The organism is Collinsella sp. OM08-14AT (assembly GCF_003438115.1).
Classification (GTDB): Bacteria; Actinomycetota; Coriobacteriia; order Coriobacteriales; family Coriobacteriaceae; genus Collinsella.
Window position 1 is genome coordinate 19,848 of the sequence record NZ_QSTE01000010.1, and the last position, 16,483, is coordinate 36,330.

A 16,483-nucleotide genomic window follows, 5' to 3' on the forward strand; every position below is an offset into this window, starting at 1 on the left:
CCGCCGCGATCGAGGAGGGCGTCGAGGAGGAGCGCGCCGCCGAGCGCGAGCACGAGCGCGCGGCCGTGGCCGACGACGAGGCGCGCGAGGCCGGGCGCGTGGCGGAGCTGCGGCGCCAAGGGCTCATCTGCGAGGACTCCGCCACACATGCCGCGGCGACGGCCGCGCCCAACGGCATCGCGAGCGGCTGCCCGGACGATGTCGCCGAGGCCGCGCGCTGCTCGGCGGCGGCATCCGCCCGCGAGGAGGCCGGCGGCGGCGAGAAGCACAAGGCCGGCATGTAAGCCGCGGCGCTTTTAGGGTATACGCCATAGATGACACGTCCGACAGGGGGCCGGTCTCCGGCCCCCTGTCCCATTGAAACCGAAAGGACACGCCATGCAGCCGCTCGAAATCGACTCCGCCGTATTCTGCGACGGCGCGCACTACACGATCATCTCCCGCGAGGACTCCAGCATCCTGACCTGCCCCGTCACGAGCGGGGCAGGCGGATACACGCTCAACAGGGTCGAGGGGCGCGACATCGACCGCGAGATCAGGCGGCTGACGGGCCACGCCGCGTGCATCGCCGTCGACGTCCCGACCTGGTGCCGCATCGCCGGCGACCCGCTCGACGCCGTGGCCGACGCGCTGGCCGACCTGCTCGACGAGACGCCCACGCGCTTCGAGCTCGAACGCCTCGCCGCCGCCTCGCCCGTCCTCACGGCCAACACGCCCGGCATCCCGGTTTTCCCCGGGGGCATCGCGCCGACCGCGAACTCCTACACGCTCGCCGGGTGCTGCCGCTCCGCGCTTGTGCGCGGGCTGTCGAGCCCGGAGCTGTACCGCACCGCGCTCACCGCCGCGGGGGCGGCGATCTCGGGGGCGCGGCGCATCGCCGCGAGCAGCCCCGACACCATCGGCGCAGCCGACGCCGTCCTCACCGCGACGATCGGCCTCGGCGACACCGACACCGCCGAGATCGGCGCCGGCTGCGCCGACGCGCGCGAGGACGGGAGCCTGCTGATCGAAGGCGCCGCCTGGCCGATCTCGGAGGGCGAGGACGAACGCGCGTTCTTCGGCTTCGAGGATACCGCCGAGGACCCGAGGAACCGCATGCGCGAGGTGCCGGCAGGGGCCGACGGGGCCAAGAAGCTCGCCGACGCGGCCCTCGCCGCCTCGTGCGCCACGCTGTCGCCCAACACGGCCGACCCCTGCCTCGTGGCGCGCCTCGCCGCCGAGGCGCGCGAGCGCTCCCTGTCGCTCACCGACCCCGAGACGCAGGCACGCGGCGCCAAGAGGGCCGCGGGCTCGAGCGCGCAGGACGAGGCCGCCGGGCGCGGGCCGGCGCTCTAGGGGCGGGGCTTCCCGTTCGGGAACATGCGTTCACACGGCGGGGCCGCATTCCTATCATCAGGGCAATATCCGCGCCGCCGGCACCTTCCGCGCGGCGGACTGCCTAAGGAGTTTCGCCATGGAGCACATCGTCCTCGAATACGACAAGGACACGCGCACCGCGCTCGTCGTCGCCATGTCGGGCGGCCGCGAGCCCGTCCTGAGCGGGCACGCATCGCCTTACATCGTCGCCGACGGATACGATTTCGAGTCCCGCACCTGGGGCGCCGGGCACTACTTCACCGATATCGCCCAGGCGAAGATCGACTACGAGCGCTCGTGCCGCCATGCCTACCCGTTCGCGGAGGGCAAGCTGCGCGACGACGAATTCTGCACGATCCGCTGGTGTCGCGAGGATATCGCGGAAGCGCTCTCGGAATACCTCACCTACCCCATCCCCGCCACGGAGAAGAACATCGATGCCGCGATCGGGCAGCTCATGTTTCGCGACGGCCTCCGGGACCGCTCGACCGAGGACGGCTGGGAGACCATCGGCGCCATCATCGACGAAGACGAGCTCGACTTCGGAATCTCGAGCGCGCAGGGCGTTGACTTCTACAAGGAGGCCTTCGACCTCTCCGTGCGCACCGACGCCGTGATCTGGCCGAGCAGCGAGGGGGGCGCCGCGTTCGTCATGGCATGTCCCCCCGACAGCGAGGACGGCGACCTGGCCGTGTACAAGATCGACGGCGGCCTCATCGGGGATGACGAGATCACCGTCGACGACATCGAGCGCCTGGGCGGCACGCGCATGCTGTGCGTGTACAAGCACGGCCTCGACGGCATCGAGGGCATCCGCGCCTTCGCCAACCGCATGGCGATCCACAGGTTCCGCGAGCGCATCACCGTCCGCGATCCCTTCGGCGACCTGCCCGACCTCGCGCCGGCGCTGCGCAATGCCGCCGTCCCAGCGCGCGCGGCCGTGCAGCAGCCCCGCGACCCGCAGGGCATCGCCGCCGCGGCGCTCACGGCCGCCGAGGGCGGCGGCAAGGCCGTCGCCGAGCACGGCGGCAACAAGCACTGACGTTCTTCTATTTTGCGGCCGCCGGCCCTCGCCGGCGTGCCGCCTGTCCATTTAGGAGCTTTCGCCATGAATCAGAATACGGTTGCGGTCAATGACGATGACGAGGTCGTCTTCAAGATCAAGCGATCGGCTATCGCCGAGGCGCTGCGTTCCGATTTCGAGATGCCCATTCCCGTGACGGATGAGAATATCGAGGTGGTCGCCAACCAGATCACCGCCCTGATCGAAGAATTCCCCACGGGCGTCCCGACCGAGTTCTTCGACCTCGGTATCGACCACCACAAGGGAATCGATTTCTACCGCAAGGTTTACGGATTGCTCGACGGGCCGCGCTGCGGCACAGCATGGGCATCTGAGGACAGCTCCCTCGTCTATTTCGCCGTGACGGACGAGGCCGGCGGCCTCACCGTCTTCCACGTCCCGTCAGCGGCCCTAGCCCAAATCGACAGACGCGACCAGGGCGACCTTCACGGACTCAGCGGCGCGATACGGGATCTCCATGTCGATGACGCCTATGCGGAAAGCGATCGCGTGCTCGAATTCGCACGGAACTCCCCCGCGGCCGCGGCGTTCGGTTCGGGCAGCGAGCCGGAATTAGGATTTTACGGAGTCGTCTACCTGTATCGCGAGGACGGGAAAATCGACTTCAGCGCCGCAGTCGACCATTTCGCCTTCAAGGCCGACGGCCGTGACCTGGCAGCCCTTCGCGAGCTCTCCGATGAGGAGCTGGCTTCCGAAATCGAGAAGGCCAGCGTCGCGATGAACGGACTCGTGGACGCGCACATGAGCCATGTCCATGGGCTCGGCGGGACCGAGGACGACAGCGCCGCGTACTATGCCGCGCAGAAGCGGTACTCGGACCTCAAGTATGAATCGGCGCGCCGGCTGCATGCGTCTCTCGATTGCAGGCAGAAGGAAAGTGCCCACGACCCGAAGGCAATTGCCGCGGCCGCCTCGAAGGCCGCGCAGGGCAGCAGCGAGGATGCCGTCGAGCGCGGGCACGGCAACATCAAACACTGACACCTCAGGAGTCCCACCATGAACGAGAATATCGACTTCATCATCCTCGAGCACGATGAGGGCGCCGGGTGCGCCCTCATCGCCGGCGCCGTCGACGGGGTCGTGCCGGCCATCGACGGATACAACACTCCCTACGTCGTCGCAAAGGGGTACGACCATGCGACCCGCGAGTGGGAGGACTGCACGCTGTTCGACGACATCGGGAAGGCGAAGCTCGCCTATGAGCGGCTGCGCAGACGGGAATACTCGCTCCGCAGCGACTTCTATCCCGACTTCTATCCAGAAAGACTGGTAGAGATCGCTGAAGCGGATGTGGCCCTTCATGGGAGCCCGATTCCGCGTGTTCTGATTCCGCGTGATTGTCCCGCCTTTAAACTCGGCGACAGCGTTGACGCATGGAATAGACGTTCGGAACTGCTTTCCGAAAGGATGCGCAGACTGCGCGCACCCCTCAATTGCGATCATGAGCGCGAGTCTCACGATCCGCAGTCCATAGCCGCGGCTGCGGCGAAAGCCGCGGAGGAGCGCGGCGAGGATGCTGCCAAGCGCGGCGGGTATAATCATCAGTAACCTTGCGGCGGGCGTCTCGACTCGCTGCTTTAACTGTTAGGAGTCATAACATGAACGACAAGCTGGACCATTTCGTGCTCGAGTACGACCGCGGGAGCGGTTGCGCCCTGCTGTCTATGACCAAGGCCGAGGGCAGCCGCGGCGCGGACGGCGAGCGCCTTCCGTATGCCGTTGCCCGCGGCTATGATGCATCTGCGCGCACCTGGGAGTCGATCGAGTCTTTCGACGACGTGACGCGCGCCAAGCTCCGCTTCGAGAAGGCGTGCGGGCGCGAGTACGTGCCCGCCGGCGGCAAGCTCTACGACGACGAGTTCATCACCCTGCGCTGGCGCCGCAAGGACATCGCCGACTCGCTCGAGGACGACTGGGGCAACTTCGGCTTCCCCATCCCCGCGACCGAGGAGAACGTCGAGTGGGCCATGGATCAACTCGGGAACCATATCGACGATGCGATTCACGCGGCGGGATGGGGCATTATCCACGACTGCCTCGACCCCAACTCGTTCGACCTGGGGGTCGGACATGGCGTGCAGGCCAAGGAGTTCTACGAGCAGGTCTTCGACTGCGACGGCGACTACGATTCCACCGTCAACGTCTGGCCCTCGGTCGACGGCAGCGGGGTACACGTCTCCGCCTGGCCCGTCACCCCCGGTGGATGCGACCTGGCCGTCTATTCGGTCGATGCCGGCAAGATCGGCGATGAACCCATCACGGTCCGCGACCTCGAGGACATCGGCACGCGCGAGGTCCATGTCGATAACTTCGCGGAGAAGCCCGAGGAGGTGCGCTTCTTCCTGCGCACGGATGCCGACGTGTACCTGTTCGGCTCCAGCCTGGGTAAGTCCCTTGAGGTCGAGGACCGCGCCGGAGAGGATATCGCCCCCGCCCTGCGCGAGGTCCGCACCTACTGTAAGGACGCAACCGAGAAGCGCGACCCGCAGCTCATCTGCGCCAAGGCCCAGGCCGCGGCGGCCAAATCGGCCACGGCCGAGGGCGAGGCCGGCGGCAAGAAGCTCTAGCAGACCATGGCCGCCCCGACCGTCCGAACGGTAAACGCGCAAAACCAAAGACACCTGGCCGAAGCCGCATCGAACGAGGCGGGGTGGCGGCGCTATCTCGAGACGCTTTCCAGGCACACGGGATGCGCCAACGCCTTCTACAACCTGTCGGCGATGAACTGCGCAGGGCTCGCCGCATCCGATTGGCACGAGTGCCGCGAGATCCTGCCCATCTCGACATGGAAGTCGCTCTTCCCCGGCGCTGACATCAAGGCCGCCGATGGCTGCACGGGCGTCTACGGCGTCAAGTCCAGGCCCCGCGGCTCGGACGGCGGGCTGTTCTTCGTGGACGAGCTGTTCCCGCCGGCGCTGCTCGTGGGACTGCCCCCCACGAGGCTGAGGGGAGCCGCGCGCGTGCTCGACCTCTCCGTCGATATCGCGGCTGCGTCATGGAGCGACGCCAAGGCCGGGCTATACCGGCTCGTCAACGTCGCCGACATGGACAGCGACGCCGAGGCCGTGCCGGAAGCCGAGCGCGTGCCGGTCGCATGGGACGACCTCGACGAGAACGCGCGCTTCGTCATCGAGGCGCACTTCCGCGCCCAGGGCCCCGGGTGCGCCAGCCCCGTGCCGCCTTCTGACGACGTGAGGGCCAAGGCCTCCTCGCTCAAGAGGTACGTCAACGAGATCGTGAAGACCGCCGCGCCCCTCATCAAGCAGATGCGCAACGGATACCGCACGGCCTTCGAGAGGCACCGCCGCGAGATCATCCCCGAAAGCGATCCAGGGCGGGAGAGCGTGCACGACGCCGCCGAGCGCGGCGCCGTTGATAAGGCGAAGGCGGGAAGCGCCGCCAGGCATCCCGGTGACCGCATTGCACCGGTCGAGACCCCGAGAGACGGGGCCGAGCCGCACGTCGATACGGAAGACCTCGCGCGCGAGCCCATCGAGAATGCCATGAGGACGATCGGCAGGCATTCCAGGGCGGGAGACCATGGGGCGGGAGCGGTGCCCGCGGCATCCCCCTCCCCCGGCAGCGCCGGCACGGAGAGCGCCACCGGGCGGCACTTCGCGCGGAAGGACGACCCTGTAAGCCTTCCCGGGGCGCCCGCCCAAGACGGGAGGCGCGTGGAGACGCATATGGAGTCCGATCCCCGCCCGGCAACCACTCCCGCACCGGTGCGCGCGGCGAGAGCCGCCGATGGAGGTCCCGACGTCAAAACAGATCGGGTCACAGCCGGCGATGCAGGCGGGGCCATGGCGGCGAACGAGGGCGCGGGGCTCGCCAAATCACGGGCGCAGGCCCATGATCGCCGCCGCGACCGCATCGGGCGCCACGGGCGCCCATCCGAGCGAGGCGCGGACGACGGCGGAGAGGTCGACGTCCTTCGCCCGCGCGGCAGGCGCTACCGCCGAGATGAGGGCGAAGGGACGGACGCCATCGGCCCCGAGCGCCACGCGATGCGCCGCCGGCGCACACCCGATGCCAGGCCCGAGCCCGAGTCGCCGCCCGAGAAGTACTACCCGCACGGAAGGCCGCCACGGGAGGCGGCCGGGCACGCGAAGAGCGCCGCCGCCAGGACCGCCAAGGACCGCGGCAAGAAGAAGAAGCCGCCGACGGGCAAGGGCTCGTCGTAAGGAGATCGATATATAAATGGCCGAACAACTCGAGGCCGGCGCCGCGGACGGCGCCGAATACTACATGGTGACGATCTTAGAGTCCGTCACCTTCAGCTATCCCGTCCGCGCCACGGACGCGGAGGCGGCGCGCGAGAAGGTCGCCGCGCTCATCGAGGCGGGGCGCGTCCGCGCACCGCTCGACCTCGTCGGAGCTCCGTGCCGCCGCGAGGGAATCGAGGTCGTGGGCGCCGTGGAGTCCGAGGACCTTAGCTGTAGGCAGGTCTGCGCCCAGACGCTCACGCCGGGCGAGGCCGAACGGCTCGTGGAGGACGTCGAGGCCGGGAAGCTCTACGAGAAGACGCCGCCGCAGATGGCGCATGCCGCCAAGTCGATCCTCAAGAAGACCGGATCGGGAAAGCTGACGCCGACCAAGCGGGCAAGGAGAAAGTGACCTGGTTCCCGTTCGGGAACCTTATGGGCCGCCGGGCCGCATCGCGGGCCAGCGGCCCTACCATCTTGGGTACCAGAGTGCCGGCTTTCTTGATTGGAGCGCAGAGACGTGAACGAGCATGGACGGAATGAGACGGATATCTTCAGATGTCTCGATGTGGAGTACACGCCCGAGGGCCATTCCGAGGTGTACCGCTGGGACGATTTCCTCAAGATTGCGGGCGGCCACGTCCACAGCACCATGTATCTCATCGATATGGTCTCGGCTGGCGGCGAGTACGAGGGGGATGAGCCGGAGTATGCCTATGCCTGCGAGATCGTCGGATGCTGCGGCCTCCGCGACGGAGTCGCGCTGTTCCGCCCGGTGTCCCACGACGGGGCGAACCTGATCCAGATCGCGTTCCTGCGCAACGATGTCGACGACGCCACCGGGGCGTATACCGAGCGATTCGAGGCGGGATCGTTCGGTGTCCCCTCCGACGTCCTCCCGTGTTCCGAGTTCGGGGTCGACCTCCTGGAGTATTTCAACGGCAGGTCGTTCAAGTACACGCCCGGCGTGAACCGCGGGCTAGACGCCCGCGAGGCGGTCAACTCCATCGAAGATGCCATCGGTTGCGATCTCGGACTGTTCGACGGTTTCTGGCTCGGCGTGCCCGGCGAGACGGATATGCGCGTCGGTCCCTATTCGAAGAAGAGCCTCCTCGACTTCTCGTATTACGCCAAAGAGCTGTCGTGCAGATACGGGTTCGCCGATAGCGATATCCTCGAAATCGCCCGGCACCTGCCTCAGGAGTGCCCCGACCGCCTCGCGGCGGTAAAGGCCTATCTCGATTGCGAGTACGTGCCGGACGGCAATGAGCTTGATGAGAAGACCTACCGCTGGGGCGACTTCCTCGAGATCGCCGGCGGAGACGCCCGCTACGCGGCCATGCTCATCGACAGGACCTCGCCGGGCGAGCCCGAGGAGGGACTTCACCCCGAGACGCTGGTGGACCAGGATATCCGCGACGGCGAGGCCTTCATGCTCGCCGGGCGGCCCATCGTCCCGAAGGACATCTACGACCTCCCGGAGACCGTTCGCGAGCTGTATAAAGAGCTCCTGAACAATGTCGACCGCTCCGGCATGCTCCTCCGCGACTGGCGCGGCTTTCCCGCCGGCACCGATGCGGACGACGTGCTGCGTGCAATCGACGGCGCGTTCGGCGAGACCGAGTACAGCCGCGCCGGAACGGTGTTCGGCGCCTATGCCGCCAACACGTTCATGTCACCCTTCCATGTGGCCGAGGATGCCGCCCACGACGTCACGCCCCTCACGCCCTGGGAGGACGAGGACGGCGTGGCGTTCCTGTCGCGCACCCTGGATGCCGATGCGGGCGCGACCGTCCCCTGCCTTTGGTACTGCATGAGCGGCGGGGAGGAGGGCTTCGAAGTCGACGGCGTCAAGCTCGACTGCTCGAAAATCGGTTTCGACGAGGTCGCCGCGGCGGCAGCCTCCAACGGTCTCGACAGCGTTCTCGCCTATCTCGAGGAGTCCCCCCCGCGGCCTGGAGCCGCTGTGCGATATCGCCGTGCGCCGCGCCGATGGCGGGCAGGCCGATGCAGTCGAGCACTTCGGCCGCCAGGACGAGGCCATGGCCATGCTCAGCGCGATCACGGGATGCAGGATCCAGGCCTACGGCGCCGACACCCTCATCTATCGCGCCTCGCTCGACAACGCCCCCGCGGCGAAGCTCGCCGCGGGGGCGCTCGCAATGAAGGATTGCCTCAGCGGGCGCGGCGGTGCTGTCGAGCATGGGCCCCGTATCTAGCGGACCGGTTCGCAGGTGGCGTGATTCTCGGCCCCGGGCCCTTTTCGGGTCCGGGGCCTTTTGCGTGCAAGACCTCGGCGAACCCGTCGGCTTCCCGTTCGGGAAATGGGGACCATGGCGGGTGCCGGCGGCGATGCGGGCGGGTACTATCGGTCTATAGCGGTGACCGGGTCGGTCCCGTCTTCCCTGTTTGCAGCCGAAAGGACTTCGCCATGGATCTCTTCATGCCCGCGGAACGCGTCTTGTACGACCGGGCCTACTATCTCTCCAATGAGGCGGAGAAAGACTACGCCTCCGAGGTCGCCGAGGAACATGGAATCGACGTCGGCGAGGTGCTGTCTTCCGACGAGCTCATGGACGAGGTTCACGATACACTCGAAAGGCATATCGATATCGATCTCGACGATGAGATCGGCAACTTCGATTCCATGCTGCGCGAACTGAAGCGCGGCGACGACCCGGAACACCCGGCTGAGATCTCCGTGGTCGCCAAGGGGACGGTCGAACGCTGGGACAAGCCCTCACGCGGACTCGTCATTGCCGACTCCCTGCTTTCCCTCGTCTCGGGCACCGGCAGCGCGGATGCCCTCAAGGATTGCCAGATCGACCGTATCGTAGACATGAACGGCGAGTTCCATATCGAAGCCTCTCACCATGACGGCTCAGCCTATCTGGACGTCCGGCTCATCTCCGGGGTATCGCTCGATGCAAATGGGTTCAAGCTCGGCGGCGAATATTACGCGCCCGGCAAAATGAACATAGGTGATTTCCATATCCTCCTGGACAACCTCTACGATTCACCCGATGTCGGGCCGTGCTCGCTGCCGCGCCTCGCGGAGCGCGCCTACGGCACGGCACGGGAGTCCTACCGTTTCGGGGAGACGAGGTTCGACATCTACCAGGTTGCCGCCTCCCCCGACCGGCCCTATACGGTGAAAATCTCGACGGGTGGAGGTGCCTGCGGAGATGCAGGACTACAGTTCGCCTCCGTCGGGGAGGCCAAAGAGTGGTGCTATCGGTACTCCCTTCGCGAACTCGCCGAAGGAGAGAAGAGGCCCGAGCCGGCCGCTGCCGCCGCGACGGCGAAGAGGGCGGCCCGACGCACCGGCGGGGACGGTGCCGGGGATGCCGGCGCGATCAAGCTGTAAAGGCGCGTTTGAAAGGATAGGGTCATGGCTGAGAATTACGAACCCGGCAAGTGGGATGCGGTCGTCTGCAACGGATTTGCCGCCGTCAACGTCCTCTCCTCCACCAACGTCGAGGAGCTGGGTTGGGACTATACCGAAATGGAGCTCGACCCCGCCGGGCGCCATGTCGGGTTCTTCACGGTATCCTCCAGGACGTCCAGGAACCTCGCGATCATCTCGGCTCCTGGTGAGATATCCCTTTTGTCAAGACGAAAACGCAGGGAAAAACGAGCGGTACGCCCTGCTAGACGCATCGCGATTCCGAAAGACCACGAGGGCTCGCAAGGCATCATTAAATGTAACTAATTGATTTGCTATGTACCATTCATAATGGTACATTGATAATTGTTTAGTTACATGAGGAGGCAGAGCATGAGGGAGTACGTCGAGAAGGCGCTGCACACGAGAGTCGATTGCGAGCCCGTCGACGCCTCGGGGCTCCCCCTCTACCTGAGGGGGCTGTACTCCCTGGAGCGGTGGACCGCCTTCGGCGTGCCGTTCGCCGTGGCCTTCCCCGTCGAAAGCCCGACGGTGAAGACCATGGCGAAGCACCGCGACGCCCTGGAGGCGGCCCTGGGGGCCCCTGTGTCCTTCGCCCTCGAGAGCGCCACGGGCTACAGGGTCGGGCGAATGCTCGAGGCGGGCCTGCCCTTCATCGCCCCGGACAAGCAGGTGTACCTGCCGTTCCTGGGAATCGCGCTGAGCAGCGGAAGGAGCCACGCGCGCGACAGGCGGCAGACAGACGTTGGCACGTTCTCGCCCCAGGCGCAGCGCCTCGCGCTCATGGCGCTCTACGGCGACCTCGACGGCGCCAGCGTCACCCAGGCGGCAGGCCTCCTCGGCACGGCGAAGATGACCGCCTCTCGCGCATTCGACGAGCTCGCGGCCGCCGACCCCTCGATCGTCGCCGCCGAGGGGCGGCGGCGGGTGCTGCGCCCCGGCAGAGACAAGATGGCGATGTGGCGTCGCTTGGAGCCGCGCATGTCGAGTCCGGTCGCGAGGGAGCACCGCCTGGGCCGCGTGCCCGATGCGGAGCTTCCCCTTGGCGGGCTCTCGGCGCTGTGCGGACTCTCGATGCTGCAGGACGACCCCTGGCCGACTTTCGCCGCAACCAAAGCGCAGGAGCGCACTCTGGAGCTGGCGGCCGACGCGCGCGACGCTGGTCTCGACGAGCCAGAGGATCCCGCGTGCGTGGTGCAGGTGCTGCGCTACGAGCCCGTGCCGGCGCCGGGATGCGCGGTCGACCCGCTTTCGGCCATCCTGTCCCTTCCCGCCGACGAGAGGGACGACCCGCGCGTCGCGGGCGAGATCGAGAACGTTTTGACCCGGGTGTTTGGAGGCGATCATGAGGGGAATCGATAAGTTCAAGGAGCGCTTCGCGGGCCACGACGGCGAGTACGTCCTGATCGGCGGCGGCGCCTGCGACCTGCTGTTCGGCGAGGCCGGGCAGGACTTCAGGGCCACCAAGGACCTCGACCTGGTCCTTCTGGTGGAGGCGCTGACGCCCGAGTTCGGCCAGATCTTCTGGGATTTCGTCAAGGAGGGCGGGTACGAGAACAGACAGAAGAGCAGCGGAAAGCCTCAGTTCTACCGGTTCTCCAAGCCGGATGACCCGGCCTTCCCCGCCATGCTGGAGCTGTTCGCGCGCACCGACGTCGACCTGCGCGACGCGGAGTCCGGCCTTATGCCGATCCACATCGACGACGAGGTGTCGAGCCTTTCGGCGATTCTGCTTGACGAAGATTACTATCGGCTGCTCGTCGAAAACAGAGCGTCGGCCGGCGGCGTCGCCGTCCTGTCGGTCGAGGGGCTGATCCCCTTCAAGGCCAAGGCGTGGCTCGACCTTTCCGCCAGGCGGGCGGGCGGCCAGGCCGTCGACGAGAAGAGCGTGAAGAAGCACCGAAACGACGTCTGCCGCCTCGCCACGCTGCTCACGGGCGGCGAGCGCCCCGCCATGAGCGAGGGGGTCCGCGCCGACATGCGACGCTTCCTGGAGGCCTACGAGTCGGACCCCGTCGACCCCAAGGCGCTCAAGATCAAGGGCGTCGGGGCGCAGCAGGTCGTCGAGGTGCTCAAGAGCGTCTACCTGCGGTAGCGCAGCTGTCCGATAGCGCTACCGTGCGGCGTCATCTAGGACGGGCCGCAAGGCGCACCCCGCGCCTTTCATCGCCGACTATCTGCGCCACACCGCAGCTACTGGGTATCCACCAAGTAGTTACTGGGCACTACTGAGCAGTCCAGCAGGTTGCGAAGGCTGAGCTCGACCCGGATAAGCTCGACCCCCTCCACCTTTTCCTCCGGCATCAGGTTGCCTTCCACCAGGTCTTTCACTGAGATGCGCCTGAGGGTCACTCCGTCTATATCGGCGGTCTTCACGCTGTCCCGGGACATCAGGGGAGGCACGACGGCGAAAAGGTCGCCGACCGTGGCCTCGTATCTCCTCAGCATCCCCAGCATCGACTTCGCATCGAACTTTCGCTCTACGGTCATGTCCTCTCCGAACTGACGGGTCTTTTGCAAAAGGATACCCTCGGCGCGGTGGTGGAGGGGCGCCCCTTCCCGAACGGGAAGGGGCGTTTCCGTGCGGGTTTTCGGCGAGTAGCATCGATGGGGACAACCGTTTCACTGGAGGTGCCGACATGGCCGATATCAACCCTAACGACAGCGCGACCCTTACCGATGACCTCGAGATCGACAGCTACGATGACGTCGTGAACCTGCTCGGCGCCGGCGAGGCCGCCGCGATGCTCGCGGATGCCGCCGGCAACCGGTTCAACCGGCAGGACATAATGAAGGCCATCCTGAACGGAGGGGATATCCACCTCGACTACTGGCCCGAATACGGGGAGTACGACTATGCCGCGCGCATCTGCGGCGAACTTCTCGCGGACACCTCGCTTGCGTGGGCCGATGGCCTCGTCGACCCGGATAAGATCAAGACGCACAAGGGGCTAACCACCGGCGACCTGTCGCACGCCGTCACCTGCGTGCTCACGGACAGGTTCAACGACGGGCTTGATGAGGCGAGACTTGCGGATTGCAAGAATATCGCCGATGAGTTCGCCCGGGCAATCGAATCTCGGGTCGGCTCGGGGCGCCTCGGGCGCGAACTCTATGTCGACAGCGGATGCCTCCGCGACGACCTGGCCGATAAGTTCGGGTTCTCCTACGACATCGATTTCAGCGGGCTCACCTTCAAGACCTCGCTCATACTGTCCGTCAACGGCCTGTATTCCGAGGGCGACGTCATCGACGCGGCGAGCGACTGGCAGGAAGATTGCCTCCCATGCGTCTGCCATAGGGGCGGCCAGGGCGAGGACGACAGGTGGGAGTACGAGCCCGCCGAGGACTACAGGCCCTTCACGCGTCCCGCTGACATCCCCAAGAGCATCTTCGACAAGCTGTGCGCCTCGCAGGGCACGACCATCGAGAAGGTCGTCAACGACCCCGTTACGCCTTTCGAGCGCAGCTTCCGCGAGGATATCTTCAATATGCCGCAGAATCGCCCTGTCGGACTCGCGGTCCTCGCGACGCTGCCGCTCGACGCGTTCCTGGATGCCAGCCTGTCGATGATCTGCCGCGGCGAGGGCGAAAACGCCGGCACGTTCACGGTCAAGCCCGGAACGTATGAACCCATCTTCGGTATCTACGACCCCGTCGGCGGGTGCGGCGGCACCATGGGCACCGTGCTCGACAGGGATTTCGAGATCGACCCGCACGACATCGCATACACGATGATGGAACCCGTGCGCGGCGAGTGGAAGTCCGACCGCATCGACCTGTACACCCCCCAGGACTGCTTCGGCTTCTCCGACCCCTTCGGAGGGCGCATCGAGTATTCGGAGAAGAAGCCCGAAATCGACGTCGCGGTGAAGCCCGATCCCGTCGAACTGGGTCACCGCGCCTCAGTCGCGGCCAGCTCGACCGCCGGCGACCGTGCACGCGGCGCCGGAATTAGGCAGTAGGGGTGCCGCCATGGACAATCGGGACGCCAAACGCAAGAGGCCCATCACGTGCCTGGAGTCCGGGGTGACCTACGACTCCGCCTACCGGGCGGCCAAGGAGCTCGGTTTCGCCGACTCGCGCAACATCTTCCGCTCCATCCAGCGCGGCACCTGCACCCAAGGGCTGCACTTCTACTATGCCGACAAGCCGAAGCCGGCACCGGAGTTCTTCATCCCGCCCAACAGGGCGCCGCGCCCCGTGGTGTGCCTCGATACCGGGGAGACGTTCGAATCGGCATTCCAGGCGGGCCGCGCGTTCGGCATCACGCCCGGAGGCGTGCGCACATCGGCCAGCACGGGCGTCGAGCGCGGCGGGCTGCACTTCTATTACGGCGACGAGCCGAAACCGGCGCCGGAGTTCTTCAGGGAGCGCCATTCGAAAACCCGTCCCATCGTCTGCCTGGAAACCGGCGAGACCTTCATGGGCAACCCGGCCGCGGCCCGTCCCCTGCATGTATCGCCCGCCGCGATCAGCCAGGCCGTCCGCTACGGATCGTCCGTAAACGGGCTCCATTTCTACCATGGGGACGAGCCGAAACCTGCGCCGGAGTTCTTCAAGCCGGCGAAGGTCAAAGGCGGCAAGAGCCCTGCGGCGATGGCTGCCGCGGCGAAGGCTGCCGCGGGGAATAGCGCTCCGGGTACCGATTACCGCGAGCACGGCATTCAGCGTAATCGGCGTGCGGTACAATAGGTGCGGTCGGTAAGGCGCCCTCGGTTTCCGAGGGCGCCTTCTTTCGCTTTCGGGGTCGTGGCGATGTGATGCGCAGCGCCCGCCGGTTTCCGGCGGGCGCTATCGTGTTGGGTTTTATGGAATGGTATTCTCGGTGTGAGTGGTTTATATTTAGACCACATGGGTATAGTTGTCGGTAGGGAGACAGGAGGGTTTCTGTGAAAAGCGTCGAGGCAATCAAGATTCTGCATGGGTGCGACCTGGAGGGCCGAATCCTTTTCCGCAGCCGCGAGCTGGGGGCCCTTTTCGGTGAGTCCGGCGATACGCTCCGCTCGACCATCAAGAGGCTCACCGCGGACGGCATCCTCGAGCGCATCGCCCATGACGCGTACCTCTACCTGCTTTTCCACCCCGACGGCTGCGACCTGCTCGGCCATATCGCGGCGTTTTTGTGCCCCGGCGAGGTCACCTATGAAAGCCTCGAGTCCGCAGCATCGCAGTGGGGCTTCATCTCGCAGATCCCGCTCGGACGCATCTCATGCGTGACGACGGGCGCGGAAGGTCTCGTCGATACCCGCTTCGGCGCCATCGAGTTCGTTCACACGAACGATGGTTTGAATGACGTCAAACGGGGAATACTCGACCGTATGCCGAGGAATCGGCTGCCGATCGCGACCGAGGAGCGCTGCCTGCACGACCTCGTCTCGAGGAAGCGCAGCCTTGAGCTTATCGATTGGGATGAAGTGAATGCTGATTGACCTTGAAGAACTTGCCGGGGAGATCGCCAGCAAGGTCAATGGCGCCGGGATCACGCCCGTCATCGAAAAGGAAATCGTCCATTACGAGATCATCCGGTCTCTAGGGAGGAACGGTCTGCTTCAAGACATCACCTTTCAGGGCGGGACCTCACTGCGCCTCTGCTACGGATCGCAACGATATAGCGAAGACCTCGATTTCGTCGCCGGCGATAAGTTCGATTCGCTTCCCCTGGACGACTTCTCCAGGACCCTGCGCTGCGACCTGCTGAGGTCCTATGATACCGAAGTGAGCGTCAGGGAACCGAAGGTCGTCAACGATCTCGACGGCGTCGGGATGCGGAGATGGACGGTCTCGGTAAACACCAACATCGCGCGCCCCGATTTGCCGAAACAGCGAATCAAGCTCGAGATCGCGTCCGTTCCGGCGTATACATCCACGGTCCGCCGCGTCGCGGTCAATTATCCCGAGCTCGCCGGAATGTATGACGACCTTACAATCCGGTGCCAGACACTCGAGGAAATCTTGGCCGATAAGCTGATCTCATTCTCCGCCACCGATACGCATATCAGGCACCGCGACCTCTGGGACATTCCCTGGATCGTCCGTGCGCAGGAAATCGACTTTTCTGCCGTAGCCGCACTCGTCGCGGCAAAGCACGATGACTACCGCTGTCCCGTGCCCCTTGCCAGCATGATCGCTGTCGGTACGCAACGCGCACACGTCTGCTATGCCGACGGGTCATTCACCGGGCAGATGCAGCGTTTCCTATCCCCTGCCGTTCTCGACCGCATGCACGATTTCGATAACCACTGCGATGCCCTCAACGCTATCGTCGAAAAGTGCTACGGCCGCGTCGCCGCCTCCCTCGGCATCTCGGATCAGGTCGAGCATGCCAGGCGCAGGCTCGCAACCGAGATATCGTCGGGATCGATTTCGGCCGCCGGCATGCCGAAAAGGAATCTTGGACTTTCCTAAAGAGATGGGTGTGGGGGCATTATC

17 protein-coding genes are annotated in these 16,483 nt (G+C 65.8%); 16 read left to right on the forward strand and 1 reads right to left on the reverse strand.

The features are described from left to right. From DXC18_RS10430 to DXC18_RS06615, 12 genes are all read left to right on the forward strand, one after another. Nucleotides 1-284, forward strand: a 284-nt coding sequence (locus tag DXC18_RS10430) for a hypothetical protein (protein ID WP_158552005.1), incomplete at its 5' end; no start/stop codon positions are given. 94 nt (nt 285-378) lie between these two features. Then, nucleotides 379-1,335, forward strand: coding sequence for a hypothetical protein (locus DXC18_RS06570; protein WP_117716710.1), 957 nt, complete (start codon nt 379-381; stop codon nt 1,333-1,335). Nucleotides 1,336-1,453: 118 nt separating this feature from the next. Next, nucleotides 1,454-2,398, forward strand: coding sequence for a hypothetical protein (locus tag DXC18_RS06575; protein ID WP_117716711.1), 945 nt, complete (start codon nt 1,454-1,456; stop codon nt 2,396-2,398). A gap of 66 nt (nt 2,399-2,464) precedes the next feature. Next, nucleotides 2,465-3,418 (forward strand): hypothetical protein, encoded by a 954-nt coding sequence (locus DXC18_RS06580; RefSeq protein ID WP_117716712.1) that lies wholly within the window; start codon nt 2,465-2,467, stop codon nt 3,416-3,418. 18 nt (nt 3,419-3,436) lie between these two features. Beyond that, complete coding sequence (locus DXC18_RS06585; protein ID WP_117716713.1) at nt 3,437-3,988, forward strand: hypothetical protein; 552 nt, start codon at nt 3,437-3,439, stop codon at nt 3,986-3,988. A 50-nt stretch (nt 3,989-4,038) separates the two neighbouring features. Next, on the forward strand, nt 4,039-5,007 hold the full coding sequence (locus DXC18_RS06590; RefSeq protein WP_117716714.1) for a hypothetical protein: 969 nt from the start codon (nt 4,039-4,041) through the stop codon (nt 5,005-5,007). A 6-nt stretch (nt 5,008-5,013) separates the two neighbouring features. Beyond that, a complete protein-coding gene (locus DXC18_RS06595) occupies nt 5,014-6,624 on the forward strand; it encodes a hypothetical protein (RefSeq protein WP_117716715.1) in 1,611 nt (536 codons plus the stop codon). A 16-nt stretch (nt 6,625-6,640) separates the two neighbouring features. After that, nucleotides 6,641-7,057, forward strand: a complete 417-nt coding sequence (locus tag DXC18_RS06600; protein WP_117716716.1) for a hypothetical protein — start codon at nt 6,641-6,643, stop codon at nt 7,055-7,057. 108 nt (nt 7,058-7,165) lie between these two features. Continuing rightward, complete coding sequence (locus DXC18_RS10590; protein WP_199412231.1) at nt 7,166-10,012, forward strand: hypothetical protein; 2,847 nt, start codon at nt 7,166-7,168, stop codon at nt 10,010-10,012. Nucleotides 10,013-10,036: 24 nt separating this feature from the next. Beyond that, nucleotides 10,037-10,357 carry a hypothetical protein gene (locus DXC18_RS10435; RefSeq protein WP_158552008.1) on the forward strand — a complete coding sequence of 107 codons (321 nt, stop codon included), beginning with the start codon at nt 10,037-10,039 and terminating at the stop codon, nt 10,355-10,357. A 66-nt stretch (nt 10,358-10,423) separates the two neighbouring features. Next, nucleotides 10,424-11,413 carry a hypothetical protein gene (locus tag DXC18_RS06610; protein WP_117716717.1) on the forward strand — a complete coding sequence of 330 codons (990 nt, stop codon included), beginning with the start codon at nt 10,424-10,426 and terminating at the stop codon, nt 11,411-11,413. Beyond that, on the forward strand, nt 11,397-12,146 hold the full coding sequence (locus tag DXC18_RS06615) for a hypothetical protein (protein WP_117716718.1): 750 nt from the start codon (nt 11,397-11,399) through the stop codon (nt 12,144-12,146). The genes DXC18_RS06610 and DXC18_RS06615 overlap by 17 nt, the downstream gene beginning before the upstream one ends. 98 nt (nt 12,147-12,244) lie before the next feature. Here DXC18_RS06615 and DXC18_RS06620 read toward each other — a convergent pair whose 3' ends face one another. Then, nucleotides 12,245-12,541, reverse strand: a complete 297-nt coding sequence (locus DXC18_RS06620) for a hypothetical protein (protein ID WP_199412232.1) — start codon at nt 12,539-12,541, stop codon at nt 12,245-12,247. Between the two features lie 149 nt (nt 12,542-12,690). On the opposite strand from DXC18_RS06620, the gene DXC18_RS06625 reads away from it, so the two are divergent. The 4 genes from DXC18_RS06625 (at nt 12,691) to DXC18_RS06640 (ending at nt 16,459) form a co-directional block, all read left to right on the forward strand. Beyond that, complete coding sequence (locus DXC18_RS06625; RefSeq protein ID WP_117716719.1) at nt 12,691-14,016, forward strand: hypothetical protein; 1,326 nt, start codon at nt 12,691-12,693, stop codon at nt 14,014-14,016. Nucleotides 14,017-14,026: 10 nt separating this feature from the next. Next, on the forward strand, nt 14,027-14,746 hold the full coding sequence (locus DXC18_RS06630; protein WP_117716720.1) for a hypothetical protein: 720 nt from the start codon (nt 14,027-14,029) through the stop codon (nt 14,744-14,746). Between the two features lie 197 nt (nt 14,747-14,943). Beyond that, nucleotides 14,944-15,483, forward strand: a complete 540-nt coding sequence (abiEi, locus tag DXC18_RS06635) for a type IV toxin-antitoxin system AbiEi family antitoxin (protein WP_117716721.1) — start codon at nt 14,944-14,946, stop codon at nt 15,481-15,483. Beyond that, nucleotides 15,473-16,459, forward strand: a complete 987-nt coding sequence (locus DXC18_RS06640) for a nucleotidyl transferase AbiEii/AbiGii toxin family protein (protein ID WP_117716722.1) — start codon at nt 15,473-15,475, stop codon at nt 16,457-16,459. The genes abiEi and DXC18_RS06640 overlap by 11 nt, the downstream gene beginning before the upstream one ends. The last annotated feature ends 24 nt before the right edge of the window (nt 16,460-16,483 follow it).